This window comes from Paenibacillus tuaregi (assembly GCF_900086655.1).
Lineage (GTDB): Bacteria > Bacillota > Bacilli > Paenibacillales > Paenibacillaceae > Fontibacillus > Fontibacillus tuaregi.
In genome coordinates, this window is sequence record NZ_LT575476.1 from 474772 (window position 1) to 501629 (window position 26858).

Annotated in this window: 27 protein-coding genes; 21 read left to right on the forward strand and 6 right to left on the reverse strand. The window is 50.5% G+C overall.

From position 1 onward, the window contains the following. Positions 1-365: 365 nt before the first annotated feature. The 6 genes from BN6628_RS02385 (at position 366) to BN6628_RS02410 (ending at position 7692) form a co-directional block, all read left to right on the forward strand. Complete coding sequence (locus tag BN6628_RS02385; protein ID WP_068613721.1) at positions 366-1667, forward strand: sugar ABC transporter substrate-binding protein; 1302 nt, start codon at positions 366-368, stop codon at positions 1665-1667. Positions 1668-1762: 95 nt separating this feature from the next. Then, positions 1763-3094, forward strand: coding sequence for a sugar ABC transporter permease (locus BN6628_RS02390; protein ID WP_068613724.1), 1332 nt, complete (start codon positions 1763-1765; stop codon positions 3092-3094). Further along, on the forward strand, positions 3091-3936 hold the full coding sequence (locus tag BN6628_RS02395) for a sugar ABC transporter permease (RefSeq protein ID WP_187386101.1): 846 nt from the start codon (positions 3091-3093) through the stop codon (positions 3934-3936). Before BN6628_RS02390 ends, BN6628_RS02395 begins: the two co-directional genes overlap by 4 nt. Before the next feature lie 185 nt (positions 3937-4121). Beyond that, the gene (locus tag BN6628_RS02400; protein ID WP_235847558.1) at positions 4122-6173 is read left to right on the forward strand and encodes a methyl-accepting chemotaxis protein; all 2052 of its coding nucleotides are present in this window, start codon (positions 4122-4124) and stop codon (positions 6171-6173) included. Between the two features lie 146 nt (positions 6174-6319). Next, on the forward strand, positions 6320-6754 hold the full coding sequence (locus BN6628_RS02405; RefSeq protein WP_068613729.1) for an NfeD family protein: 435 nt from the start codon (positions 6320-6322) through the stop codon (positions 6752-6754). After that, positions 6754-7692: an SPFH domain-containing protein gene (locus BN6628_RS02410; RefSeq protein ID WP_068613732.1), complete on the forward strand. Its 939-nt coding sequence runs from the start codon at positions 6754-6756 to the stop codon at positions 7690-7692. The genes BN6628_RS02405 and BN6628_RS02410 overlap by 1 nt, the downstream gene beginning before the upstream one ends. Positions 7693-7755: 63 nt before the next feature. Here BN6628_RS02410 and BN6628_RS02415 read toward each other — a convergent pair whose 3' ends face one another. Both BN6628_RS02415 and BN6628_RS02420 read right to left on the reverse strand, forming a co-directional pair. Beyond that, positions 7756-8430 carry a PspA/IM30 family protein gene (locus BN6628_RS02415; protein ID WP_068613734.1) on the reverse strand — a complete coding sequence of 225 codons (675 nt, stop codon included), beginning with the start codon at positions 8428-8430 and terminating at the stop codon, positions 7756-7758. A gap of 42 nt (positions 8431-8472) precedes the next feature. Further along, entirely contained in the window at positions 8473-8694 is a 222-nt protein-coding gene (locus BN6628_RS02420; RefSeq protein ID WP_068613737.1) for a PspC domain-containing protein, read from the reverse strand. Positions 8695-8999: 305 nt separating this feature from the next. Between BN6628_RS02420 and BN6628_RS02425 the strand changes: the two genes are divergently transcribed. Next, positions 9000-9548, forward strand: a complete 549-nt coding sequence (locus tag BN6628_RS02425; protein ID WP_068613740.1) for a flavodoxin family protein — start codon at positions 9000-9002, stop codon at positions 9546-9548. Between the two features lie 284 nt (positions 9549-9832). On the opposite strand, the gene BN6628_RS02430 is transcribed toward BN6628_RS02425, so the two are convergent. Next, positions 9833-10612, reverse strand: a complete 780-nt coding sequence (locus BN6628_RS02430; RefSeq protein WP_068613742.1) for a YcnI family copper-binding membrane protein — start codon at positions 10610-10612, stop codon at positions 9833-9835. A 69-nt stretch (positions 10613-10681) separates the two neighbouring features. Further along, on the reverse strand, positions 10682-12352 hold the full coding sequence (locus BN6628_RS02435) for a copper resistance protein CopC (RefSeq protein ID WP_148449254.1): 1671 nt from the start codon (positions 12350-12352) through the stop codon (positions 10682-10684). Between the two features lie 298 nt (positions 12353-12650). On the opposite strand from BN6628_RS02435, the gene BN6628_RS02440 reads away from it, so the two are divergent. The 3 genes from BN6628_RS02440 to copZ all read left to right on the forward strand — a co-directional run bounded on the left by BN6628_RS02440 (position 12651) and on the right by copZ (position 14366). Beyond that, positions 12651-13628: a diaminopimelate dehydrogenase gene (locus BN6628_RS02440; RefSeq protein ID WP_068613747.1), complete on the forward strand. Its 978-nt coding sequence runs from the start codon at positions 12651-12653 to the stop codon at positions 13626-13628. Between the two features lie 182 nt (positions 13629-13810). Further along, on the forward strand, positions 13811-14146 hold the full coding sequence (locus tag BN6628_RS02445) for a metal-sensitive transcriptional regulator (RefSeq protein WP_068613751.1): 336 nt from the start codon (positions 13811-13813) through the stop codon (positions 14144-14146). Positions 14147-14165: 19 nt separating this feature from the next. Beyond that, on the forward strand, positions 14166-14366 hold the full coding sequence (gene copZ / locus BN6628_RS02450) for a copper chaperone CopZ (RefSeq protein WP_068613754.1): 201 nt from the start codon (positions 14166-14168) through the stop codon (positions 14364-14366). A gap of 209 nt (positions 14367-14575) precedes the next feature. Here the strand turns inward: copZ and BN6628_RS02455 are convergent, their stop codons facing one another. Next, positions 14576-14986, reverse strand: a complete 411-nt coding sequence (locus BN6628_RS02455) for a hypothetical protein (protein ID WP_068613757.1) — start codon at positions 14984-14986, stop codon at positions 14576-14578. Between the two features lie 455 nt (positions 14987-15441). Between BN6628_RS02455 and BN6628_RS02460 the strand changes: the two genes are divergently transcribed. The 4 genes from BN6628_RS02460 (at position 15442) to BN6628_RS02475 (ending at position 17871) form a co-directional block, all read left to right on the forward strand. After that, complete coding sequence (locus tag BN6628_RS02460; RefSeq protein ID WP_068613760.1) at positions 15442-15981, forward strand: CcdC protein domain-containing protein; 540 nt, start codon at positions 15442-15444, stop codon at positions 15979-15981. 42 nt (positions 15982-16023) lie between these two features. Then, entirely contained in the window at positions 16024-16539 is a 516-nt protein-coding gene (locus BN6628_RS02465; protein ID WP_068613763.1) for a hypothetical protein, read from the forward strand. Between the two features lie 28 nt (positions 16540-16567). Next, entirely contained in the window at positions 16568-17161 is a 594-nt protein-coding gene (locus BN6628_RS02470; protein WP_068613765.1) for a TetR/AcrR family transcriptional regulator, read from the forward strand. Between the two features lie 71 nt (positions 17162-17232). After that, entirely contained in the window at positions 17233-17871 is a 639-nt protein-coding gene (locus BN6628_RS02475) for a VC0807 family protein (RefSeq protein ID WP_068613768.1), read from the forward strand. A 435-nt stretch (positions 17872-18306) separates the two neighbouring features. Here the strand turns inward: BN6628_RS02475 and BN6628_RS02480 are convergent, their stop codons facing one another. Beyond that, on the reverse strand, positions 18307-19770 hold the full coding sequence (locus BN6628_RS02480) for an aminotransferase-like domain-containing protein (RefSeq protein ID WP_068613771.1): 1464 nt from the start codon (positions 19768-19770) through the stop codon (positions 18307-18309). Positions 19771-19956: 186 nt separating this feature from the next. Here BN6628_RS02480 and BN6628_RS02485 point away from each other — a divergent pair, with 186 nt between their 5' ends. The 7 genes from BN6628_RS02485 (at position 19957) to BN6628_RS02515 (ending at position 26844) form a co-directional block, all read left to right on the forward strand. Further along, the gene (locus BN6628_RS02485; protein WP_316245787.1) at positions 19957-20649 is read left to right on the forward strand and encodes a LysE/ArgO family amino acid transporter; all 693 of its coding nucleotides are present in this window, start codon (positions 19957-19959) and stop codon (positions 20647-20649) included. A 509-nt stretch (positions 20650-21158) separates the two neighbouring features. Beyond that, positions 21159-22328 carry a YhgE/Pip domain-containing protein gene (locus BN6628_RS02490; RefSeq protein WP_068613774.1) on the forward strand — a complete coding sequence of 390 codons (1170 nt, stop codon included), beginning with the start codon at positions 21159-21161 and terminating at the stop codon, positions 22326-22328. Between the two features lie 164 nt (positions 22329-22492). Beyond that, positions 22493-23089, forward strand: coding sequence for a TetR family transcriptional regulator (locus BN6628_RS02495; RefSeq protein WP_068613776.1), 597 nt, complete (start codon positions 22493-22495; stop codon positions 23087-23089). Beyond that, the gene (gene nfsA, locus BN6628_RS02500) at positions 23086-23829 is read left to right on the forward strand and encodes an oxygen-insensitive NADPH nitroreductase (RefSeq protein WP_068613779.1); all 744 of its coding nucleotides are present in this window, start codon (positions 23086-23088) and stop codon (positions 23827-23829) included. The genes BN6628_RS02495 and nfsA overlap by 4 nt, the downstream gene beginning before the upstream one ends. A 107-nt stretch (positions 23830-23936) precedes the next feature. After that, positions 23937-24665 carry a GntR family transcriptional regulator gene (locus BN6628_RS02505; RefSeq protein WP_068613782.1) on the forward strand — a complete coding sequence of 243 codons (729 nt, stop codon included), beginning with the start codon at positions 23937-23939 and terminating at the stop codon, positions 24663-24665. A gap of 174 nt (positions 24666-24839) precedes the next feature. Continuing rightward, positions 24840-25853 carry an SIS domain-containing protein gene (locus BN6628_RS02510; protein ID WP_068613785.1) on the forward strand — a complete coding sequence of 338 codons (1014 nt, stop codon included), beginning with the start codon at positions 24840-24842 and terminating at the stop codon, positions 25851-25853. A gap of 136 nt (positions 25854-25989) precedes the next feature. Further along, positions 25990-26844, forward strand: a complete 855-nt coding sequence (locus tag BN6628_RS02515; protein ID WP_068613788.1) for a PfkB family carbohydrate kinase — start codon at positions 25990-25992, stop codon at positions 26842-26844. The last annotated feature ends 14 nt before the right edge of the window (positions 26845-26858 follow it).

Below are 26858 nucleotides of genomic sequence, written 5' to 3' on the forward strand. Positions count from 1 at the left end.
TGGGCATTTTCACAGGAGAATCCAAAGTAGATTACAGTGCTATTATTTTATTTGCACATGAATGTAAGGGATTACAGGAATGAATATCAACCATGAATTTAGAGATATACTGTGATATCAAGAGTATTTAGAAGGAAACTGGAGGTAATAAGCAAATTAGCCAGCAAAACAAGTTGTGCAAACGTTTTTACATAGCCTGACAAGTGATGTATGATGTCTTCAGGGATTAAGCGCTTCCAAGCAAAAGGGCTTGTGAATCACCGAATTCATGTTTAAGGCAAGGCGTGCTATTGCGTTTTGTGGAATCGTTTGCGCTGGCCTTAATTCCTGCAAACTGTTCGCCAAATATGGGAGGGTTATATTTTATGAAGATCAAGAAATTTGCGGTTTTGCTTGCTGCATTCTCCATGGCTGTATCCATTACGGCTTGCGGACCTAAGAAGGCTGCTGAGCAGGTGCAGACACCAGCTGACACAGGTACTTCAACAGAACAGAAAACTACTACAACTGCTGAAGTAAAGCCTGAGGACGGGGCGAAGCTTGTCATTTGGGAAAGTAAGGACGAAAGATCATTCACAGATGAAATTGCTAAGCAATTTACTGCAAAATACAACGTTCCAGTGAAAATTGAAGAAGTGGCACCAACAGACCAGGTAACCAAATTGACACAGGACGGTCCGTCAGGACTTGCGGCTGACGTTGTTATCTTCCCGCATGACAACCTGGGTAGAGCTGCTAGCGCAAACTTGATTCTGCCAAACGATCTTTTTGCGGAAGAAACCACTAAAAATAACACAGAGAACTCCGTTAAAGGGGTAACTTACGACGGCACACTGTACGGCTATCCAAGAGCAGCTGAGACCTATGCCCTCTACTACAACAAGTCTCTGGTAAAAGAAGCGCCAAAATCGTTCGATGATGTGCTAGCCTTCGGCAAAACCTTTACAGATAAAGCAAAAAAGAAATACGCCTTGATGTGGGAAACTGGCAACATGTACTTTAACTATCCGTTTATCGCTACTACAGGCGGATACATCTACGGTAAAGATGGCACTGACAAGAATGACATCGGTATCAACAATGCAGGCGCTGTTGAAGGCCTGAAAGTGTATCAAAGCCTGAAAGAAATCCTTCCGGTGAAGAGCGGTGATATCACTCCAGATATCAAACGCAGCTTGTTCAATGCTGGTGACGTGGCTATGGACATTAACGGTCCTTGGGAACTTGCCGCATACAAGACTGCTCTTGGCGATAAGCTCGGCGTTGCACCGATCCCAAGTATCGGCGGCAAACCGGCGATCAGCTTCTCCGGTATCAAAGCTTGGTATGTCAATGCATACACCAAATATCCAAATGCGGCTAAATTGTTCGCCGAGTTTGCTTCGTCTAAGGATGCCCAGCTTCTCCTGAATGAGAAAGTAGGTTCTGTTCCAACGAACAATGAAGCGCTTGAGTCCGATCAAATCAAGAACGATCCGTTCGTATCCGCTTTTGCTGAGCAGACTAAGAATTCTCAGCCAATGCCATCCATCCCTGAAATGGGTAACGTATGGAGCCCGGTTAACGCCGCTCTTCCTGAAATCTGGGATAACGGCAAAGATCCAAAAGCAACCCTGGATAAAGCAGCACAACAAATCAAAGATTTGAATAACGGCGCTAAGAAATAATTGGAATTGTGAATTGGGGATTGAAGCATGACAAGGCCCGCCGCAATAAGCGGCGGGTCATTCCCCGATCGCCGGGAGAGGAGAATTGAAGGCACATGGATCGTCGTCACCGCACCAAAGCCGCTATACTGTCGATACTCAGCTTGGGACTCGGACAAATATATAACCGCCAATATATCAAAGGCGCCATCTTCTTGCTGGTTGAAGTTTTGGGAATTGCCTACTTTATCAATTATTTGAGCTTTGCGTTCTGGGGGATCACCACGTTGGGTGAGACGCCTACAGGATTCGTAAAAGTGAAATCTCCTTCGGGAATTATGGTCTCCAAGCTTATCCAAGGTGACCATTCTATTATCATCATGATTCAAAGCTTGATTACATTGCTCTTTTTTGTACTTTTTATAATTGCTTATTACATGAACATTAAGGATGCTTACCGGATCGGTAAGTTAAGAGACAACGGAAATACACCGAATACATTCAAACAATCGGTTAGATATATTTTGGATTACAAGTTCGCTCAGGTGTTTCTGGTGCTTCCAGCCATTGGGATCCTGTTCTTTACGATCATGCCGATTATCTTCATGGTCCTGCTGGCATTCACGAACTATGCGGCACCAGATCATATTCCGCCAGCTAAGCTTGTGAACTGGGTAGGTTTTGAGACGTTCACCAATCTAGTGTCACTGAGCACTTGGAGTCATACGTTTTATGGGGTACTGACCTGGACCATTATCTGGGCGGTGCTGTCCACGATCACCACCTACTTTGGCGGGCTGTTGGTAGCTCTCCTCGTAAGTCAAAAGGGCATCAAATTCAAGGGGATGTGGAGAACGATTCTGATCATCCCTTATGCGATCCCTCAGCTGATCTCCCTGCTTGTCATGAAGAACTTGTTCAACGGCCAATTCGGTCCGATCAATCAGTATCTTGGGTACTTCGGACTTGGCGGCCTTCCTTGGCTGACGGATCCATTCTGGGCCAAGGTTACGGTTATCGTTGTTAATATGTGGGTAGGTATCCCGGTATCCATGCTCCTGATCATGGGTGTGCTTACCACCATTCCTAAGGATATGTATGAGGCTGCGGAAGTGGATGGCGCGACCGGATTCCAGAAGTTTAGAATTGTCACATTGCCTATGATTCTATTCACTACGGCACCTACATTGATTACCCAATTTGCGGGCAATATTAATAACTTTAATGCCATCTTCCTGCTGACCGCCGGGAATCCGGTTAACGGGGATTACCAGTACGCCGGTTCGACGGATCTGCTTGTGACCTGGCTGTATAAACTTACGCTGGATCAGAATAAGAACAACATGGCCTCTGCGGTAGGCATCATTATATTCGTGATTGTTGCTTCCTTCTCGATATATAACTACCGCCGGACGAAGTCGTTCCAAGAGGAGGATATGATCCAATGATCGGACGTAAACTTGCGAACAAGCTGCGCTTGATTGCCAGCTATATCATACTTGTCATCTTGGCCATCTGTGCCTTGTACCCCGCGCTTTGGGTTGTACTCGCTTCCTTCAGACCGGGTAAATCGCTGTACAGTAAGTCATTGATTCCAGAGACCTTTACACTGGAACACTATAAAGAGCTCTTCACGTCCGATACGTTTATGTTCGGACAGTGGTACATGAACACACTTAAGATTGCTACCTTCTCGATGATTATTGGGGTTTTCCTTACTCTGCTGACCAGTTACGCAGTATCCCGGTTCCGCTTCCGGGCCCGGAAGACAGCGTTGTCAACGATACTTGTACTAGGGATGTTCCCTGGCTTTATGAGTATGATTGCCATCTTCCTGCTGCTTAAGGAACTTAACCTTCTGGATACGCATATTGCTCTAATCATCGTGTATGCCTGCGGGGCTCCGCTGGGTGGAACACTCATCGCCAAGGGCTTTTTCGACACGATTCCAAGATCGCTGGATGAAGCGGCCCGGATCGACGGTGCCAGCAACTTCACGATTTTCCGCCGGATCATCCTGCCGCTGTCCCGTCCAATGCTCACGTACATGGCACTGACCCAGTTCGTAGGCCCTTGGGTGGACTTCATCTTCGCCCGTCTGATTCTGCGGACGAAGGATAACTGGACGCTTGCGGTCGGGTTATGGGATATCGTTAACACAAGCCAGAACAGCAACTTTACATTGTTCGCCGCTGCTTCGGTATTTATCGCTATTCCGATTATCATTCTGTTCATCTTCCTGCAGCGCCTGCTTGTGGACGGATTGACGTCCGGGGCGAGTAAGGGATAACCCGGTGGTTTTGTATAGATTTATAGCGTACTCGGGTTTCACGGCGTAAGAGGAAGTATAACTCCAATTGTATAGGCACAGTCCCGTTTATGGTACTGTGCCTTTGCTTTGAGCAAAAGGTTACATACAATGTAAGTTATTTGCAGATCTAGATAACATTATACAAGTAGATGGAGGGGTCGAATTTGAAGTTCGGAACCAAAGCAGGCTGGAGGTCTGTGGGAACAAAACTATTTCTGGTTGTATTTCTCACCATCGTTGCATTATCTGTGGGTCTTGGCCTGATTTCCTATCAAGTATCCAAAGGCATTATTGAAGACCAGGTTTCTTCAGCTTCTTCAGAGGCCGTTAAGCAGGCTGCGGATAAGCTGGATTTCCTCTTTACCCAGTATGAAGCGCAGTCACGCCAATTAGCGGTGGACCCGATGTTAAGATCTGATCTTGAGACTGTAAGCAAGCCCGATGTTGGCACAGTTGAGAGAACCGGAGCCGAGGAACGTATCAAGAGAAGGCTGGATGGTCTCACGGGGTCGGATGACCAGCTGACCAGTGTGAAGCTGATTGGAAGCGGCCAAGGAAACACTTTGTCTTTTCAATCGGGGGCTGCAGGGGTGCGTTCAGACGATGTGGTGCAAGCCAGACTCGACCGGATCAAAAAGGCAGACGGGGAACCAGTGTGGGTTCCGACCTTGAACAAGGGATTCTTCGGGACTACTCGTGAGCCGGAATTTACGATGGGAAGACTGCTCAAGAATCTGCAGCATCCTGAGGCGGAATATATTCTGCTGATCGAGATTAAGGAATCGGCACTGGGTACGGTCCTCTCTAATATGAAGATCGGCAATGCCGGTGAGATTCGGCTTGTAACCCCAAATAACGAGATTGTACATGCCAAGAACAGCAAGCTGCTGGAGAAGCCTTCATTTATTAAAGTAAGCTCCGTCCAGGTTCAAGGGAAAGATAGATCATTCAAGGCAGCGGATGAGCAGGGAACAGAGAATCTGGTTGTATTTCAGCCGCTGGCGACTTCAGGGTGGACGCTTCTTGGCTATGCTCCTGTCAGTGATTTCCTGAGTGCAGCTGACCGCCTGCTAATGATCACCTTAATTGTAGTTATTGCTGCCGTTCTGCTTGCCTTGCTTATTGGCTATTATATGATCCGGATGGTCGGGAAGCCGCTGCGTCAATTGTCCAAGCTTATGGAAGAGGGCGAGAAGGGCAATCTTCAGGTACGGGCCTATTTCCGAAGCCGGGACGAAATTGGTCATGTGGGTCACTCCTTCAATCAAATGATGTCCCGTATTTCCAGCCTGGTGGAACAGACGAATGCGACAGCCCGGAGTGTTCTGGATACCGCTGAGGAGCTTGCAGAGGCTTCCCGAAGCACGTCCCAGGCAGCAGGTGAGATCGCCGCAGCGACCCAGGAGATCGCTCAGGGAGCGGCATCTTTGGCTGCCGAAGCGGACCGGGAGAGTCAAATTGCCGAGGATATGGGAGTGAAGATGAGCAGAGTGGACGCCGCGAACACCTCTATGGAGGCCTCGGCTGGCCGGGCCATTGAAGTCAGCATTAAAGGAACGGAGTATATGAAGGAGTTCGTGCAGAAGACGGGGACCGCTTCCGAGATGACCAGTCTGATTCAGCTCAATTCGGACCGGCTGACCAAGAGTACAGATTCCATCCGGAGCATCTTAGCCCCAATGGTCGAAATGACCAAGCAGACGAACATTCTTGCGATTAACGCATCCATTGAGGCGGCCAGAGCTGGAGAAGCTGGCAAAGGATTCAGTGTGATTGCGGAGGAAATTCGTACTCTGGCCGGACATTCGAATGAGTCCATTCAGTCGGTTTCCCAGATCACCGAGCAGATCCAGCAGGATATTGCGGGTACAGTCGAGGTACTGAACCAGGTCTCCCCGCTCTTTGATGAACAGCTTGCTTCGGTTCAGGAGGCATCATCCTTGTTTGCGAATGTTAAAGAAGAGATGGAGCAGTTCTATAAGCATATTGAGCACTCTTCTCTCTCGGTTAAGGAACTAGCCGAGTCCCAGCATATTCTTGGCGACTCTATCGCCAGCGTAAGCGCCGTGGTTGAAGAGACCAGCGCATCTACCCAGGAGGTCGCTTCCATGTCCTCTGAGCAGTACAGGGTCAGTGAGCAGCTTGTGGCCTTGTCTGCCCGGCTGGAAAGTCTTGCAGAGGAATTAAAAAGATCTCTTGCGGGCCTCACTGTCTGAGTCCAATCAAGTTCCATGAGCGACTATCGGGTGGCATCTGTCTATCTTAACGTCCCCTTGATAAGGGATACGTGCTCTTTTTGATACTTTTCCCAGGATATTCCGTATATAATGAGTATATTGCGGAAAGGTGGTGGTTCTGCCGTATGCATGCATGGGTATTTTGGCTGATAGCTGCCGGGATCCTGTTTGTGGTGGAAATGATGACGCTGACCTTCTATCTCCTGTGGCTAAGCCTGGGAGCAGCAGCGGCTATGCTGGTGTCGATTGTGACGCCAGACAACATATTGCTGCAGGTCATCGTGGGGTGTGCGGTCGCACTGGTGTTAACAGTGTTTACCAAGCCGCTGGCCAAAAGGTTTCGCACATCCAGAGGGTTCCAAGACACCGGTACCGAGCTTGTCGGCAAGAAGGGGATTGTAATTGAACCTATTGACAAGGGCCAGTACGGCATTGTCAAAATTGGGGGCGACACGTGGAGCGCAGTGTCCGATCAGTTCATCGGCCTGAATGAACAGGTCATTGTAGTGAAGCGCGGCAATGCCATTATTGAAGTGGAACGTTGGGAGGGGACACACTAATGACTTGGGCAGTTATTGTAATTCTTCTGGTTGTTGTCGTTATATTCATCGCATTAACGGTTAAGATCGTACCACAGCAGCGGGTAGGCGTAGTTGAACGGCTGGGGAAATTCCACAGATTGCTGACGCCGGGGCTGAATATTCTTATCCCGGTGATGGATCAGGTTCGCATTTATCACGATCTGCGGATTCAGCAGGCGAATGTGCCGCCCCAGACGGTAATTACCAAAGATAACGTGCAGGTACAGATCGACACGATTATTTTCTATCAGGTGGTAGGTCCGGAAGAAGCGACTTACGGTATTTCAGATTATGTCTACGGGGTGCGTAATATCACGACAGCTACCATGCGCCAGATTATCGGTAAGCTGGAGCTTGACGAGACTCTGTCCGGCCGGGAAAAAATATCTACCGAGATTCGCCTGGCGCTTGATGAAGCCACCGAGAAATGGGGCGTGCGCATTGAGCGGGTAGAGGTTATCGATATTAAACCGCCGCTGGATATTCAGGAAGCGATGGACAAACAGATGAAGGCCGAACGGAGCAAGCGGGCCATCGTGCTGGAAGCGGAAGCGGCCAAGCAGGATATGATCCTTCGGGCTGAAGGGGATAAGCAGAGTAAGATCCTCAAGGCGGAAGGGGATAAGGAAGCGCGCATCCGTGAAGCAGAAGGTCTCGGCCAGGCGCAGGAGCTGGAGGCAATGGGTCAGGCCAAAGCGATTCAGGTGGTTGCCGAAGCGGAGAGAAACCGCATCGAGCTGCTTCGGAATGCGGGCCTGGATGAGAACGTGTTAGCCTACTACTCCTTCGAGGCCTTGACCGAAGTGGCCAAGGGGCCAGCCAACAAAGTGTTCCTGCCAACAAGTACGGTGGATGCACTTGGCAGTATCGGAGCGATTGGTGAGGTATTCAAGGCGGGCAAGAACGAGAAGTCTTAACCTAAAAGCAAAAGGCCGAGAAGAGAGCAATATTGCTCTCACCCGGCTTTCTTTGTGATGATGTTAGGCTTGCGATTTCTTGCTCTGCAAGCGGCGGAGTTCTTCCTCAACAGCGGAGGCATCAACGGCTGGACTGCCTGTGCCAAATGGGCTGCTGGAAGCCGGATAGGTGCGGCCTGAAGCATCGAGGCTTGCTTCCCACTGCGTGATTTTCTCTTCCATCCGCTCGAAGCCGCGGGCGGCCGTGCCGCTTTCCAATCCGTAGCTGAAGCTTGGACGGATATTTCCGGATCTTTCTTCCGCCTTCTGAGCCCGTGCGGCCAGCTCGGCCCGTTTCTCTTTGAGGCGCTCATATTCTTCCTTGGCACTTTGGATTTGGAATTCCAGCTCCTGTATGCGTACAGACGCTTCTTGGTGCTGGGCTGTATGCAGTTCAGCCTGCTGCGTGAACTGCAGCTTGGCAGCGATCGCTTCGCGGGCAGCGGCTTCATTGCCGCCAGCAAGTGCTTGTTCCGCAGTCTGAGCGGACTGCTCAGCTGAGCGAAGCGCCTCTTCCTTCCGCCATGCCAGCACCTTAACGGCGCTTTGCTGCTCATTCAGGCGGCGCTCGGCGATGCGAATATCTTCCTCCAGATTGCGGAGGTACTGGTTCATCAGCAGAACGGGATTTTCCAGCTTGTTCAAGGCTTCGTGGGCAACAGCTTTGGTCATATTGGCAAGTCTTTCAAAGATACTCATGGTTGATCTCTCCCTTAATATAGTGTTTATGGCTAAGTGAAATTAGTACGTATGGTTGTAGTCATGAAATCCGAAGCCTGCAGGTTCTTTAGGAACAAGAAGACTAGCGATGATGTAGATGGGAACGAAGGTACCGAAGCTGCACAAAGCACCTACCGCTGTCACCAGACGGATTACGGTAGGATCGACACCGAAGTACTGGGCCAATCCGCCGCAAAGTCCGCTGATTTTACGATCTGTTCTGGATCTGTATAATTTATTCATAATGTAAATCTCCCTCTCGGTAATGGATTTGGATAGTCAGCCTCAGTTCGTGTGTCGTACGCTGCACCGTTACTGTAACTTATGTCTATATCTTACCTTGTGCACGATTTGTTCAAAACGGCCCTCAGACGGTTTTTGATCTAGACTTAGGTCGGGGAACAGGTTCTGTACAAAGACTGGGTGACGGGGAGAAATGAAAATAGATTTAATGATTTACCGGGGCAGAATGTTATTGTAATGAAGTGCATAAAGTCGTAGTATATCCATAGGATTATAAGATGGTAATTACTGGAGGTCGTCAAAAAATGAGCATTGCAGTACTGCTGGGAAGTACGCGGGCAGGCGGAAATACAGAACAGCTGGTAGATCTGGTGGTGGACGGGGTTAGTCACCATAAGTACGGGCTCAGCGAGAGCCATATCGAGACGATTATCGACCAGCGGCATGACCCGGAGGGCTTCCAGCCTGTGCCGGATGATTATGATCGGTTAGTCCAGAAGATATTGGAGCACGATATTCTCATTTTCGCCACACCGGTGTATTGGTATGGGGTTTCCAGCACACTGAAGACTTTCATTGACCGCTGGTCCCAGAGTCTCCGGAGTCCGGATTACAACTTCAAGGAACTGATATCGCAAAAGAAAGCCTATATCGTGGTTGTTGGCGGGGACGATCCATATATCAAAGCGTTGCCGCTTATCCAGCAGCTCAAGTATACCTTTGACTTTGTGAATCTGCCCTTGGAGGGATATCTCATAGGCAAGGGCAGTAAACCGGGGGATGTCCTGCAGGACTCCCGGGCGGTGCAAAACGCCAAATGGCTGAACACCCAGCTCAAAGAGCTGTACAGTTAGTTTAAATGTGCAGGGTACCAGTAAGTTCTTACTAAAATCGGCCGAACAAACCTCTCGGGGTTGACAGCTGCCATGCAACGCCATATCGGGAGCTGGGAGCTTCGTACGGTGCGAAAACTTCTGCTTCCTCAGATTGAAGCAGACCAGGACTTGGAGGCTGGGAGAAGTGGGCGTACACTCCGGCTTGCATGATGAATGACAAAAAAAGAGGTTATCCTGTCATGCCATATGTGGACGGGATAACCTCTTGTATTTTGATGTATGGGACTTGGATATCGTTCAGCTTAGCGTTTGATTCTCCGGACGAACAGGATGGAGATCCAGAGCGCCGCCAGAGAAACGAGAAGAGCAGCAGCTGACAGGACGATGGAGATCGTCTGGGCGGTGGAAGATCCGCTGTTATCTGTTGATGTTGAGGCAGCAGCTTGACCCGTTGCTGCTTCGTTACCGGCGCTGCTTGTGGTGTCCGTGCTGCCCGTAGCGCTGGTGTTGCCCGTCGTGCCGGATGTGCCGGATGTACCGCCGGACGTGCTGTCTCCGCCTGCGGCATGGTGATCGTCGTGACCGCTGTCTGCAGCGGCGGCTCCTTCCGCCGATTCACTTATCGTGGTCACTGAATGCGGGTTCTCTCCGCCATCTCCAGTCCATTCCACTACACTGCCGTCTTTGTAGTATTGATAGGCATCCCAGGCGATGGATGTGTCTTTGGCGGGATTCTTCGCCACAAAGTTGAACTGCTGGAATTGACCAGGCTCAATGCCAGCACCCTCAGCTGTCCAGGTTACCGCTGTAACTTTTCCGGCGTTATCCTTGGTCGTCTCCACTTTCCAGCCCGGTTCAGGCTGGTAGTTCTTGAAATCCACACCGGCTGGAATTTTGATGGCAACCTTAGTTGTTGCAATTTCTTTCTCAACCGGAATTTTAATCGTGTAGGTCTCATAAGCTTCTGGCTTCGAGGCTGAAGGCTTAACGGTAACGTGGGCGCTCGCCAGACCGGAGAAGAGCAGGGTTCCGGCTAACGCGGACGTGAAGATGGCAGCAGCTTTGGAGTAGATTCGTTTCATTTTTTCAGAAGTCTCCTTATATATGAATTTTCATTTTCATGCAATGGCTGGAGCAGAATCAGCAAATCCTTATTTTGGATTCCCAACGGTGAAGTTAACCAGGCCGTCCAGGGAGTCGAGTGATTTCAAAAGTACATGGTATTTGATCTGCCACCGTCCAGCCATGGTGATCAGGTCATCTTTGATAACCGGAGAGGTGTTGCCCGGCATATTAATCTCCAGGGTCCCCATCTCCATTTCCAGCGAGGTCAACTTAAGCGAGGTCGCCTCAATGCCGTTGACCGGCTTGCCATCAGGGTCTTGAACCGTAACTTTGAACTCATTCTTGCCCATGATATTTGGGGAGATGTCAATCATCACGGTATGACCGCTTCGTGTCTTATCCTCCAGATGAACAGGGCCCGGATTGGAGAGTGCTGTCGGAAGGTTGGACAGAATGGCAGCCAAGACCAGCGTAACAATCCCCGCAGAGAATTCGATCCATACGGCGGGTCCAAGCTCCCGGTTCATCCGTCTTCCCCGCAGGAATCCGGTCAGGGCAAACACCAGCATAACTATGAACAGTACGATCTTGGCCAGCAGAACTTGACCATAGATCGAGGTGAACAGGGAGGACAGGGTTGGGGTATAGATCTTAATCCCGTATAGTCCGGTTCCGAGCACCAGCAGCACACATACTGCACCGGTAACGGAGAATCGGCGGATTGTCCCCCAATAGAGCTGTTTGCGCGCTGCGGTGTCCGGCTCGCCTGCACCATAAGCAGGAAGCAGGAAAGCCAAGGCAAGCAGCCCGCCCAGCCACAGGGAAGCCGCCGCAAGATGGATGAAGTCGGCTCCGATTGCCACGCTCTCAAGCTCGGCTGCCGCCGCATGTCCCATAAAGGCTTTGGCAACGAACATACAGAGGATAGTTCCCAGGGCAAGCCCTGCAAAAACCGGCTTCTCCCCCTGGCTCCATTTCGGGATCAGAGCATAGGTCAGACCAGCCAGAACAAGCAGGAGCAGCACCTGGGTCCACCAAATCGAACCGAAGCTGGAGTATCTCAAGGCTTCCCCAAGCACATTATTGCTCCACACCTCGCTCCAGGTCACCCCTGCGTCAAGCTTGGCTTGAAGAGGCAGGCTAAGGACGACCCCCAAGAAGGTCAGTACAAAGGATACAATGATTGCCGCCTGGCTCCGGCCAAGGTTGTAGGATTCCTTGCGTTTGGCTTTAGGGAGCAGGAACAGATGGAAAAAGAGTGTGCCCAAATACAAGGACAGACCTGTATACTGCAGCCAGCGGATCAGGGTCTGATCAAGCCCGGGAAGCGCCTTGGCACCGGAATCAGCCTCCTGAACCGGAGCGGTGCCACCGCTTCCTACAATGAACGGAATGACGCCGGATATCGCGTGTCCGTCTGCAGAGACGACCCGCCAGCTCACGGTGTAGATCCCGTCCGGCAGATTCTTCTTGAGTCCGGCGTCAAGCCGTGCCGGATTATTATCATCAATATGGGAGTTGTCGAGATCAACCCTTTCTCCCGCAGTATTCGTCACGGTTAGGGAGTGAAATACCTTCTCGATCGCCTCGTTGAACACAATTGTAACGGTGTCCGGGGATTGATCAAGCGCCTCATTGGCGGCAGGGGTTGATTTGACGATGTAGGCATGGGCGAAAGTACGCCCGGGATACAGAATAAAACACATACAAAGCACAAGAACTGCTGTGATCCATGTATGTCTAGTCCAAATTTTCAATGCAAATTCACCTTCTCTGCAGCTGTAGTTGAGTTCCGAGTAAGGAATAACTGTCTATAAATATCACAAAAAACGGAGGTTAAGCCATTCTGGTGTCGCTACTTCCGATCCTCTCGCAGGCTAAACTTCATTCTATCCTAGTATTGCCTAATTAGCATGACTACAACGGGCTATTTATTCTAATCTGGCGGTGGCTTTTTATGTCCAATTTGTGAATCAGAGAATGTGTAAACTATTTAAAATGATTGCTCCTTAAGCTACAATAATAGAAGCTTAATAAATAAGGAGGCTACAAAACTTGTCAGACACTATCAGAGTTGGAATTGTAGGATACGGAAATCTGGGGCGCGGTGTAGAAATGGCTCTGCGTCAAAATCCAGATTTTGAGCTTAAAGCGGTCTTTTCCCGAAGAGATCCAGGGAGCGTCAAAGCCAGTGTGAAGGCTGTACATATGTCTGAAATCAAGAATTACCAAGGTGAGATTGATGTGCTTCTGCTGTGTGGAGGGTCTGCAACGGACCTGCCTGAGCAAGGTCCAGAGCTTGCGGCGCTCTTCAATACAGTCGACAGCTTTGATACCCACGCCAAAATTCCGGAATATTATGCAAGTGTGGATAAAGCAGCCCGTCAGGGTGGCAAGGTAAGCGTCATCTCAACAGGCTGGGACCCGGGTCTGTTCTCCTTGAACCGTCTTCTTGCTGAGGCTATTCTTCCCGAAGGGAAGGAATACACTTTCTGGGGCAAGGGCGTAAGCCAAGGTCATTCCGACGCGATCCGCCGGGTAGAGGGTGTGAAGAACGGTGTGCAGTATACGATTCCTGTGGAATCGGCGGTTCAGCGTGTTCGTAACGGGGAGAATCCGGAATTGACCACACGGGACAAGCACTTGCGCGAATGTTACATCGTTGCAGAAGAAGGAGCCGATCTTGCCCGGATCGAGCGGGAAATCAAAGAAATGCCGAACTACTTCTCTGATTATGATACCACGGTTAACTTTATTTCCGAGGAAGAGTTGAAGGCGAACCACTCGGCCATGCCGCACGGCGGCACTGTGCTGCGCAGCGGACGGACCGGAGAGAGCAGCACACAGATCATTGAGTTCGGACTTAAACTGGACAGCAATCCAGAGTTTACGGCGAGCGTGCTCGTAGCGTACGCCCGTGCGGCTTATAAGCTGTCCAAGGCTGGACAGACCGGAGCCTTAACGGTGTTTGATATTCCGTTCGGTCTGCTGTCACCGAAGTCGCCAGAGCAATTACGCAAGGAATTATTGTAATTTATAAATAGATATAAAAGACCAGGACGCCCGTTCAATTTCTGATTTGAACGAGGCGTCCTTTTGGCATTGACTGGAGACAGAACGAATGGCATACTCACGGTAAGCGGAGATGCTGCTTGAATACCCCTAGGGGGTATGCTAGAATAAGCTTACAAACCTGATATGAAGGGTGAGGGACTATGCCAGAACAAGAGAATCCGGTAGTTGAAGACCACTGTTGTGCAGCTGGCAACCATACCCGCCAAAGCCACCATTCTGAGAAGACGAAGAGTAATTTGATTACCCGCCTGAACCGTGTTGAAGGGCAAATCCGCGGAGTTAAGGGAATGATAGAGAAGGATGTTTACTGTGATGATATCCTGAACCAAATCGCGGCGATCCAATCGGCGCTGAACAGTGTGGGACGTCTGCTGCTTGAGGGGCATCTGAAGAGCTGTGTAATCGAGCGGATTCAGGCCGGAGAGACGGAAGTTATGGATGAACTGCTGGTTACGGTGAATAAGCTGATGAAATAATCCAGGAGGAGGAATTGGTATGTCAAGCATTACTCTAAATGTAAAAGGTATGTCTTGTGAGCACTGCGTAAAAGCAGTAGAAGGAGCGCTTCAAGAGGCAGGCGCTTCAGGTAAGGTCAACCTGGCTTCGGGGACAGTTGATGTCAATTACGATGAAAGCAAGGTATCCGTGGATAAGCTGAAGGAAGCGATTGAGGATCAAGGCTACGATGTAGTCTAAGGTATTGAAAAAAGCGTAATGCTTACGCCAGAAGCCGCAAGCGGCTTCGATAAGCAAGACGAGATTTCGTGTTTAAATTGGGAAGTTTAGGTTGAAGCTAGAAACCTGAAATGGAAGAAGAGGAGCCCTATGTCAGGGCTCCTCTTCTTCTTGTTGTAAGGACGGTGATTCACTAAACCACCTGTTATCAGATTTCAAGCTAAGAGCAATTAAGGCTCAATCGCCAGAGCACTGAAGGTGATCGGGCCGATGACCGTAGCCGCTGTGCCAGCGTTTAGAAGCTCAACGGAAAGAACATAGTCATGGGTTCCCGCAGCAACATTGGTATCGATGGCTTGCTGTGTGGTCAAATAGTACTTTTCGAAGCCGGCTTCAAAGCCTTGCCGTGCATAGTATATTTCACGACCATCACGGAAGATACGGAAAAGTACGCTTCCTGTTCCCGCATCTCCACGGAAACCAACAGTGGCTACCAACTCCACACGGTTATTTGCTACTGGAGGAACAGTGATTCTTACCAGGGAGATCCCTTGGCCGGCAGGGGTCAGTGGAATCGTAATTGCCGCGCCATCCGTAATTGGAGTAGGAACGTTTGTACCATAAGCCAATATCTGTGCCATTTAATCTATCAACTCCTTCTTGGAATATACTGCATTGTATGCTAGAAGACAGATTCAGTTTGGACGACTTGAGTGCTGCATTTGCTGATTTTGAAGCAGGCCGGGACGGTTTAGAGGGAGAGGTGTGCAAAGTAGAGAAGAGAGATTAGAATTTAATTGTTGACAGACCGACGGTCGGTATCGTAAGATTAAATCGGGAACCGACCGTCGGTCTGGTGCTTTTCTAGAGAGAAATATCTCCCGAGTTCTAAAGAGAAGTACCTTCCAGGCCGGGAATGCAGAAGTTAGCATCGAGGGGGAATAACATGGGTAGGGTAAATGATACTATCCAATAGTTCGGTCTTCCATATGCAAAAAAGGAATCAAAAAGTCATAATCCGGCTTCAATAAACCGTTGGTCGGTCTGGAGTTTTTGGTTTGAAGAACAATACGATAAACAAGGAGAGATGACAAATATGACACAGCAGCAATGGGATTTAATAGGATACGGGGTATGGGCGTTAATTATCTGGATGACGCTGAAGCAGTTTTTACAAACCAGAAGACCAGTTCAAGGCAGAGGCTTCAAGCTGTTGTTCGGGGACTGGCTGTTGTTTGCCCCCGTGCCTTGGATTGCCTACCGGATGATTGAACGTGGAACCATGCAGCAGTTGGTATGGACCTTGGGATTCGGCGTACTGCTTGCACTGCCGTATATTGTGACCACCCGGTTCAAGGCGTTCCCGGATGGCACCGTCCGCTTTCAGTCGAATGTGTTGTTTTATATCTTTCTGTTCACACTGCCTTACATTCGTTACACAGTCCGTGACCGGGTCTTCCACAGTCATCCGATTCTGGATGCGCAGCACCGTCCTGATATTGAATTGATGCTTGCGGAGTACGTTGGAGTTCTGGTGCTGCTCACCTTCCTCTGGAGGCTGTATATGTATATAAGCTATCGCAGGGTTGTACGTCGGCAGGGGCGAATACAGGAAGACCAGATACCTGCCCTTTAATCAAACCGACCGTTGGTATACAATAAAGGAGAGATAAATTCGATGGATTATGTTTGGATTGCACTTCTGGTTCTGATTATTATGGGCAAAAGACAGCTTGCCCCCCGGCCTGTGTCGGCCCGCATAGTTACAGTTCCCCTGATCCTTGCCTTATACGGCGGATATTTAGCCGCCAAACTCTCGGTCGGCGTGGGTGAAACTGCCTCACTACTGATCGGTCTCGGACTGGGAGCAGCTGTTGGTCTTTACCAAGGAAGATTTGTAAGAGTGTTTGAGCAAGGGGGGGTCTGGATGACGCAGGGCTCCGTGGTAACCCTGGGCATCTGGCTGTTGTCTATTCCGCTGAGGCTGGTCATTAAATACGGATTTACGGAGCTGTTTCATATTCCAGTGAAACTAACGGGAAGTTATATGTTTGTTCCTTATCTGTTCTCACTCTCCGGCATTATGCTGGGAAGAGCGGTTTATCTTATTATCAAATATCCGGATGAATTCCAGCAGGCTGCAGGTGTAAGCCGGCAGGAGAGGAATTACATTAACCGCGGTCACCGCTTCTGATTCATCCAACTCTATGGGGGTCATCTGTATGAACGAGTCTACACCACCGAACAGCAGCTTTCAGCTTATTCTTTCCGCGTCAGAGGAACTGATCCGGGAGAAGGGCTGCCGAAAGACAACCCTTCAGGATATTATTGAGCGCTCTGGATTGTCCAAGGGGGCGATTTATCACTACGTATCCGGCAAGGATGAACTGTTCGGCCTGATTTTAAAATCCAAGATGGAGTCGATGAATCTTCAGTTTGAGGAGGCGGTGTCCGAAGCGGGAGAACGGGATGTCAGAACGCCGATCCTCTCGATTACAAAGGGAATGATGGAAAGTACGGATAAGGAGAACGTGACGAACACCATCTTTACCTATTTGCTGAGCCAGGCGGATAATCCCAAAGTCTCTGAAATTCTGCGGGACGTTTATGAATTCTCCCTCAAAACAGCTGAGCGCTGGATTCTGACCGGCCAGCAGGCAGGAGCTATTCCCGCAGGCATCGATGCCGCCAAGATGGCCAGCATGTTCATGATCTTCGGGTACGGGCTCCGCGTTCAGAATGTGGTGGCGGGGGAAGGGGCAACATCCTTGGACGCCAAGGATGTATTTGCCCTATTGTTCCGGACCTTACAATAATTGTTTAGCTTGGCGGCAGGGACCTGGATATAATGACAGGAGTAAGATTTCTGACGAATCCGGGTGAATGAATGAATCCTGCTTCCGCTTGGCGGTCATGGGGGCCGCAACTGCTGTTTACACTTCTGCTGAATGCCGTATTGCCTTGGATGGTCTATCTCATCTTGTCCAGCCGTTATTCCAGCTTTACGGCTCTTTCTGTGGCCGCTTTTCTGCCTCTGATTGAAAATGTGATCTATCTGTTCCGTAACCGGCGCTTGGACACCTTTGGCGCGCTGATGCTTGGGTCATTCGTTCTTGCAGCTCTTCTTGCGCTGCTGGGTGGGGACGAGCATCTGCTGTTAATCCGCGGCTCCTTCGTGACCGGAGCTGTAGGAGTGGTCTTTCTGCTGTCTCTTTTATTCCGCAAGCCTCTGATCTACGGATTGGCCCGGCGCTTTGTATCTCCTGATACGGCGGCGCGGTATGAGGCCGGTTTCCAGCATCGGGAGATCCGGCGTATTTTTAATATGATGACCGCGGTTTGGGGCGTTATACTGCTGCTTGAGGCGGCTGTCAGAACCGTGTTGGTATTTACGTTGTCCACGCCTGTGTTTCTGGGGATATCTAATTTGGTCTTCTATGGCTTCATCGCTGCCGCAGCAGTGTGGACTTGGAAATATAGGCGCCGGAGCCGGTTTGTTCTTGCCGGAATAATTGAATATACCTGAATATGGATAAAAGATGACCTTCAAATCAAGCCAGCATGCGGATTTGAAGGTTTTTTGTAAGGTCGATTGGTTCAGGCCTGCGGTGTCATGCTTCTCCCGATTCCTATGAAGTCATCTCATTATTGAGGAGATGTAAGAAGCTGGCGGCGATTGACGGTGGCGCTAAAGACGTTCAGGGAACGAGGATTAGCGACTGCCAGTCTAGGAACAGACTGTTGACAAGCTTCCTGATTAATGATGGTGATCTTCCTTTGGCGTTCTTTGGTTATATAAGCTGAACTTAAGGATTCCCAATAGACAAGAGGATGAAATGATTCGGGAGAAGCGAAGCATTCGCCTTTGTAACTGAACTTCCACCCTTATACATCAGGGAGCAGCAGCGATCGGATGAAACATTATCATATGGCTGCCTTACCTTTAAATCAATAGTTCAACTTAAATAGCTTGTCCGCTTAAACGGCGAATAAGATCAGCCAGTATAGGGATACTCTGCTTCAGCTCTTCCGGGGAGGCATAGGCATAGGACAGCCGGAGACAGTCCGCCGCCTCCGGGTCATACAGGTAACCAGGATTCAGAAGCACCCCTTGTCGGAGGGCTTCTTCGAACAGAACCCTTGGCGCTACTGGCTCAATTAGCCTCATCCAAATATAGAACCCCCCGGCGGGAAGTTGCCACTGCGCAAGTCCCTGAAAATGCTTATGCAAAAGAGCCGCTGCCGCATCCCGGCGCTGGGTGAGCTTCCTTCTAAGCTTATCCAGATGCTCTTCGTGCATGCCGCTGGCGAGCCATTCTCTCGCAGCCCACTGGGAGAGCTGGCTGGAGCCGTAATCCGTCAGCATCTTCAAGTCCGCGAGCCTGTCGATTACAGGCTCGGGTCCGGCGATCCAGCCGATACGCAGGCCGGGACTTACCGTTTTGGACAGGCTCCCCATATAGAGGATCAAACCTTTGTCATCAAGGGCCTTGAGCGGCGATGGCGGGGGTGTGTCCAGGCACAGGTCCCTGTACACGTCATCCTCAAGCACCGGAAGACTGATCTCGGCACAGGCATCAAGCAGCTTGCTTCGGCGCTGCTTGCTCATCACGAGCCCTGTGGGATTATGGAACGAAGGGATCGTGTAGAGCAGCGCTCCGCCGGAGGCTTTGGCATAGGGAGCGATCAGCTCGGTGCGTATTCCCTCGGCGTCCATAGGAATTCCGCGCAGCTTTATGCCTGCCGATTGGAAGACGGGGACGGAGTACAAGTAGGATGGACGCTCAAGCAGGACGGACGAGCCAGGCGGCATGAGCCCGATGGAGATGAGCTGCAGAGCCTGCAGGGCGCCCGAGACGATCAGGATGGAGCGGGGCGAGGCTTGAATGCCGAGCCCCCGGAGCCGCGCGGAGAGCAGCTCCCGCAGCTGCGGGTCGCCCCCGGGCTCGCCGTAGCCGAGGCTCGGGCTGGTGCGCCGCGCCATCGTGCGCAGCAGGCGCTGCATTCCGGCCTGCGGCAGCAGCTCCGGCGACAGCTCGCCCGTGCCGAGGCGGATGATCCCGGGCAGGAATTCTGCCCGGTTGATCTCCTGCACCGCCGGCAGATTCGGGCGGTGGCTGCCGGAGCGCACGTAGGCGTTCCAATCCGGCGGCTTCGCCGCAGCCAGAACGCCCCAAGCGCCGCTCACCACCCGCGTGCCGCCGCCGCGGTTGCCTTCAAGCAGCCCGGAGGCGGCCAGCTCGTCCAGCGCCGTAACCACGGTGCTTCGATTGACGCCAAAGGCATCCGCGAGGCGGCGCTGGGACGGCAGCTTCGTGCCCGCGGGCCACTCGCCACCGGCGATTTTCTCCCGGATATGCCGTTTAATCTGCAGATGAAGCGGGAGCTCGGACTGGCGGTTTGGTTTCCATGAATTTGACTGCATGTTATGCCCTCCATTTCTGATGAGTCCGGTGCGCTCATCCCCTTACGTTTTATTATCGTGGGTTCCTGAGCCTGGTCTTGTTACATCCAGTATACAATTTGGTTGGTATATGTTCCATCCAAATGGCTGGAGGCAGGATCAGCAAGACAGGGTACAATGGGGAGCAAAAGAGGAGCCTGCCCGGGCGTGTATAATGACCAGAGTCTGGAATTTACCCGTGGCATTTGCTCCCAGCTTAAGTATTGGAGGAACAAAAAAGTGATCGAAGCGGTTATTCACGGAATTATTTTGGCTTTGGGGTTGATCCTGCCGCTTGGCGTGCAGAATGTGTTTGTATTTAACCAGGGGGCTGCAGCCGCCAGATGGCCGTTGGCCCTGCCTGTGGTTGTGGCCGCCTCCCTGTGCGACACTTTGCTGATCCTGCTCTCCGTGTTCGGTGTGTCTTTGCTCTTGTTGTCTGTGGCTTGGCTGAAGCTGCTGCTGTTCGCGGCCGGGGTCATATTCCTGATGTATATGGGATGGTCCATATGGAAGAGCGAGGCTAGTCCTTCGGCTTCCCGTGAAGAAAAGCTTCCTGTCCGAAAGCAAATCCTGTTCGCGGTGTCTGTATCTCTGCTCAACCCTCATGCGATCATGGATACGGTCGGTGTCATCGGTACGAACGCCCTGGGGTATGAGGGACAGGCAAAGTGGGGCTTTACCCTTGGATGCATTGGTTTATCCTGGATTTGGTTCTCCGCATTGGCTCTGGCAGGCCACTGGGTGGGAAGTCTGGACCGGGCCGGAAAAATTCTTAAGGTGATTAATAAAGTGTCGGCAGTGATTATATGGGCGGTTGCGGTGTACCTGGCGGTTCAATTCATAGAGGCGATCGGGTAAAACAGAGATCCAACTTTACGCCCCGTAAGCTTGTTTAGGCTGCCTTAGCTGCCTTAATGGATTGAAGGGCAGCTTTTTTAGGTGGTGAGTCAGGGGCTTTTTCACACGCTGAGGCGATATCCCGGACTGGCTCCTTTGTCCATGCTTCCTGCTCTTTTTGCAGTGTATGAATGGAATAGATGTTCTCTTGAAATTAGCTTTAGGGCAACAAGAAGCCTGAAACATATGCAAATAAATGCGATTAATAGAAGAATGAAAGCTTCGGACGGGGCTCCCCCTTAGTTCCGAAGCTTTTTTGCTTTTCGGAGAGAGAATTAAGGTTCCGAGTGTATCTTTTTGCCCATATAACAGAAAAAAGATTTGACAGCAGTCGAAATCTGCTCTATATTTAAACAGTTGTTTTAAATGAATGATTAAAACATATGATTTAAACATTAGATTAAACAGAAACTAAATCATTTATTTTAATCAAATCAAATTTGTGTGGAGTAGAGGGAGAGAATCAATTTATGCTGCAAACTTTCAAGGATTTACTCAAGAAGCCCCAAACGATCGTGGGCATCGTGATGGCGTTGTCGTTCCAGATTATTTTCTGCCTGGTCTGGATGACTGGATATGACGGGGTTAATGAGCGGGTTAAGGATTTCAAAATCGCTTTTGTAAATCAGGATGGGGCATTCGGCCAGTCGCTGGAGAAACAGCTGGAAGGCAAGCTTCCCTTCCGCATTGTGGAGATGGATGGTGTGCAGGCTGCTGATCGTCTGAACCGCCGTGAAGTCCAGATGGTGGTGACTGTACCGGAGCATTTCAGTGCTGAGCTTCAGACACCGGGCAAGAAAGCCGAGCTGAAATACACCATCAATGAATCCAACCCGGTTACGGTAAAGGGCGCCATGCAGAGTGCGGCGAATTCCATTACAGCATCGGTAAATGCAGGAGCCGCTGCCAAGGGAACTCAGGCAGTGCTGGAGCAGCTTAGAATGCCCGCCGAGCAGGCGGGTCAGGCCTCAACGGCGCTAACAAGCCGCGTAGAATCTCAAATCACTTTTACGAACCCCGTAAGCGGTATGAACAATCAGATGGTTCCTATGATGCTCGTGCTGGCCTCCTTTGTAGGGGCCATGATTATGGGCATGAATGTGCAGCAGGGCGTGATGATGATGAAGCCCGGCACTTCCAAATGGAAGCTGTTTGGAGCCCGCCTTTTGCTGAACGTGCTGTCCGCTGTGTTTGTCTCTCTGGTTGGCTCTTCGCTTGTAATGGCCCTTGGCGGTCAGGCCGCTCATGGGTTCCTGAGCTTATGGATGTTCCTTGGTGTGTTCGTGCTGACCTTCATGTTGTTTGCCCAAATGTTCCTGATTGTGTTTGGCATGGCTGGTATGCTCGTGAATGTAACGATGCTGTCGGTACAGCTGGTCAGCTCGGGAGCAATGGTGCCTCGTCAACTTCTCAGCAGCACGTACCAATCCATCGGAGAGTTTCTTCCGGCCTCGTATGCGGTGGAGGGATTGATGAACCTGCAATTTGGCGGGCCGGCTATTGGGCCTGAAGTGCTGGCCCTTCTGGTAATCAGCTTGGTTAGTGTGGGAATCAGCCTGCTGGCAGTTACCCTGAAGCGGGCTCCGAAGCTGGAGCAAAATAAGGAGCTGAGTGCGGAGCCTGCAGTTCCAGCCGTATAAGCTTTCCAGCAAGCCCGAATAGAGTCGTGTCTCCTATATTTGTTAGCCTGTGTTTCTTGGCCGTATTGCCTGGCCAGACGCAGGCTTTCCCTGCATACCGACCTTGCGAAGGAGGTTTCAAAGTCTCATAATAAGATAAGAATGATTCGAGGGGACTTGAAGTGATGAGCCAAGCGGATAACGATATCAAAACAAGAATTCTATTGTCTGCCAGAAAGCTGTTTGCCAAGCAGGGCTTTGAAGGCACAACGGTAAGGCAGATCTGTGAGGATGCGGGAGCGAATGTGGCTCTCGTTTCATATCATTTTGGCGGGAAGGAGAAGGTGTTTGAGGCGATTTTTCAGCACTTCTTCTCTGGTAATATGATATCCGAGTTAGAGGACCAACTGAGCGATCCGGTGGTCGGACTGCGTACGATCATTGAAGAAACCGTGAACTTCAGCTGTGTGTATGACAAGGAACTCAGCTTTATCATTCAGCAGGAGATGACCATGAATTCGTCGCGTAAGGCAATTGTGAACAAGTATTTGAATCCGGTGTGGACCAAGGTCAAGGAGCTGCTTCAGAAAGGGAAAGATCAGGGAATCTTTCACTTTGACTCCCTGAGCTACACGCTGCTGATGGTAATGGGAGTAGCTCTTGCGCATAAGCGGGAGTACAACTATGACGCAATTATCGGCGAATCGGATATGAATCCGCTGGAGATAGCGGATCAGACCGTAGCGTTTATATTTAAAGGATTGGGTGTGCAGATGTCATGAACGAAACAATATCGCTCTTGAAGCGGCACCGTTCTATCCGGAAGTATAAGGACAAGCCGCTTTCCAAAGAGATGGTAGAACAGATTATCAGCGCCGGACAAGCCGCATCCAGCTCAAGCAATGTCCAGGCCTTCAGTGTGATTGCGGTTACGGATACGGAGCGTAAAAGAGTGCTGTCCGAGCTTGCGGGCAACCAAGCCTACATCCGGGAGTGCCCAGTCTTCCTGGTCTGGTGCGCGGACCTGCACCGTTTGAAATATACCGCAGAGAAACATCGTCCGGATCAGCAATCCTATGAGGATGTTACCGAGAATTTCATTATCGCTACCGTAGATACGGCACTGGCCGCACAAAATGCGGCTGTAGCGGCAGAGTCGCTGGGCCTTGGCATTGTATACATCGGCGGGGTCCGCAATAAGATTGCGGAGGTGTCCGAGCTGCTCGGCCTGCCGGATCTGGTCTATCCGGTGTTCGGCATGTGCCTGGGGTATCCCGACCAGGAGCCGGGACTTCGTCCGCGTCTTCCAGTGTCGGCAGTACTCCACTGGGACGGTTATGATGCCGGGAAGACGGCTGAGCAGGTCGGCATATATGATGAGACGATGATCCGCTATCTTCGCGAGCGGACTGGCGGCCAGAAGGACACGGCCTGGTCCGAGCTGATGGCCGAGAAGATGACCCAGCCGCTGCGTCTGCATATGCGGGAGTTCCTCCAGAAGAAGGGCTTTGAACTGAAATAAGCAGGGGAAGCGGTGCCGCCAGGCCCGCTTCTTTCAATTGACAATCTTTTCAAATCCTTCATATAATGAAAGCTGACTTTCAAAACCGCGGATATCGAGGTAAGTATATGAGAAGCCATGAGACGGAAGAGAACATTCCATTTTACAGACAGCTGAAAGAGATGATTGTGGAGGATATTGAGAGTGGAAGGCTGAATCAGGGGGATAAGCTGCCCTCGGAGCGGGACCTCGCAGAGCAGCACAAAGTCAGCCGCATGACGGCAAGACATGCCTTGTCTTTGCTGGAGCGAGAAGGGTTCGTTGAGCGAATTGTAGGGGCGGGAACCTTTGTCTCGAACCGCAAGATTCAGATGGACTTCACCTTCAACAGCTTCTCTAAATCCATGCTTGATCTGGGGATGAAGCCAACCACGGAGACTCTGTTCATGAAGGTGGAGAGAGCCAAACCGTCTGTGGCCAAGATGCTGGATGTCGAAGAGGGCGAGGAGTTATTCTCCTTAAAAAGACTTCGTCTGGCCGACGGCATTCCCGTTGCAATTGAGCTGTCGCAAATTCCCTATCGTTACTGCCGGGGGATTGAGGATTATATGAACGAGAACGTATCCCTGTACAAAGTGCTGGAGGATGTTTATTCCATCAAGCTGCACAAGGCCACGCAGTACACCCGGATTTCCATCAGCGACGAGATGGAGAGCAGACTGCTGAAGATTCAGAATGAAAGCGCCTGCCTGCTGCTGGAGACCGTAGCCTATGATACAGAAGGCCGGAGCATTGAGTTCTCCCAGTCCATCACAAGAGGCGATATCGTGAGTTTTTACACAGAATTGACACTGTAAGTCCTTATTCGAAAAATTGGTATATACCAATCGTCTAAAAAGTATTGACTTTTTAGGGAGACAGGTACTATACTAAGTTCATAAATGGTATATACCAATCAATATGGTATATACCATTAAAGCGATTACATGTAATCTTTATGAATGGATTGATATTTAAAGGAGGCAGCTGGGATGTTTAACTTTAGCGAAGAGAATTTCTTGAAGGTCACCCAAGGGGCGGTCGGGCTTAGAGGTCAAATTGAGCAGATTGTGGATGAGGTATCGAAGAAGGGATATAAAAACATCTTTCTGATTGGATCAGGCGGCTCGATTGCCATCATGTATCCGTTCGAATATATGATCAAGACGACATCTACGATTCCTGTTTTTGCCGAGATTGCCGCGGAGTTCGTCCTGTATGACCACAAGCAGTTCGGACCGGATTCCATCGTAATTCTATCCTCATTGTCAGGTACGACGAAGGAGACGGTGGCCGCCGCCAAGTTCTGCAAAGAGAAGGGCGCCACAACCATTGGTCTTGTTGGGGAGCTGGGCACGCCGCTGGCGGATCTGTCCGATTACAAGCTCGTTAACTATTCGGAAAATGATACCGCTTCCGATTCCATCTATCTTCAGCTCTATCTGTTAGTGTTTGCTCTGATGCATAAGAATGGGGACTTCCCTCAGTACCCGCAGTTCGCGGATCAGCTTCAGACCATGCCAAGAGTGCTGCTTGATGTGAAGGCGGCTACAGAGAAGAAGGCAGAGGCTTTCGCAGAGCAGTATAAAGACGAGAAGTATCATATGCTTGTTGGTTCCGGCAGCGTATATGGAGAGACTTATTCCTATGCCATGTGTGTGCTGGAGGAAATGCAGTGGATCCACACCAAGTCGATCCATGCGGCTGAATTCTTCCACGGCACGCTTGAACTGGTGGAGAAGGATACCAGCATCATTCTGATGACAGGTGAAGATGAGAGCCGTCCGCTGATGGACCGGGTGAAGCGGTTTGCGGAGAAATATACGGAGAAGCTTTCAATATTTGATACCAAAGACTATGAGCTTAAGGGGATCGGGGAGGAATTCCGCCAATACTTGTCGCCGCTCATTATTGCTTCCTTGTTCGAAAGAGTGAGTGTCCAGCTGGAAGCCAAGCGCAATCATCCGCTGAGCACCAGAAGATACTATCGTACTGTGGAATATTAAGATCAATTCGTAAATAACGAACTGCACACTCCAAGGGGAACAGCGGGAGTATCCGTCCTTATCGGCAGCATGACGGTCCACCCCCTGTTCCCGGATGGAGGTAGAAAGAAAGAGGTAGACAGAAAGGGGAATGGACATGCGGGTGATCGGATTTGGAGATAACGTGGTAGATCAGTATCTGCATACCAAAACGTTATATCCCGGAGGCAATGCGGTGAACTTTGCCGTTTATGCCAAACAGCTCGGAATTGACTCGGCTTATCTGGGTGTCTTCGGAAGAGACACCGCGGCGAAAGTAATCCAGGATGCTCTACGCGATTTGGAAATCGACACTTCGGCTTGTATCAGCCGGGAAGGGGTTAGCGGGTATTGCCAGGTGAATTTGAAGGATGGGGACCGGGTCTTCGTGGACTGGAATGAAGGAGGCATATCCACCGAGCAGCCGATTGAGCTGGATGGGCATTTTCTCAGTTATTTGAGCCAGTTCAAACTTATTCACTCCAGCTGCTTCTCCCGGCTTGAATCCGAGCTTCCGAAGCTGCGGGATCTGGATGCCGTTGTATCTTTTGACTTCTCGGATGAAGATCAGTTTCATTCAGATGAATACTTGAGCCGGGTTTGTCCACATATTGACTTCGCTCTGTTGTCCTGCAGCGGCCTAAGTACCGAGCAGATTGAGGATATGCTTAAGAAAGTAACTGGATTTGGAGCCAGAGCCGCACTGGTGACACGAGGATCGAAGGGCTCCCTATTCTATGATGGCAGCCGCTTCTATGAAGGCGGCGTTGATTATGTGGTACCCGTGGATACGATGGGAGCCGGAGACGCTTTTGTAACCGCTTTCCTGGTTCATCTGGCAGCTAACGGTTGGACACGCGCCAGTTTTCCGGGAGAAAAAGTGATTCGTGAAGGCCTGCGCAAGGCTTCGAAATTTGCCGCTCAGACCTGTCTGGTCCAAGGTTCCTTCGGATATGGGCAATCTTATCAATAAACGAATTTATACCG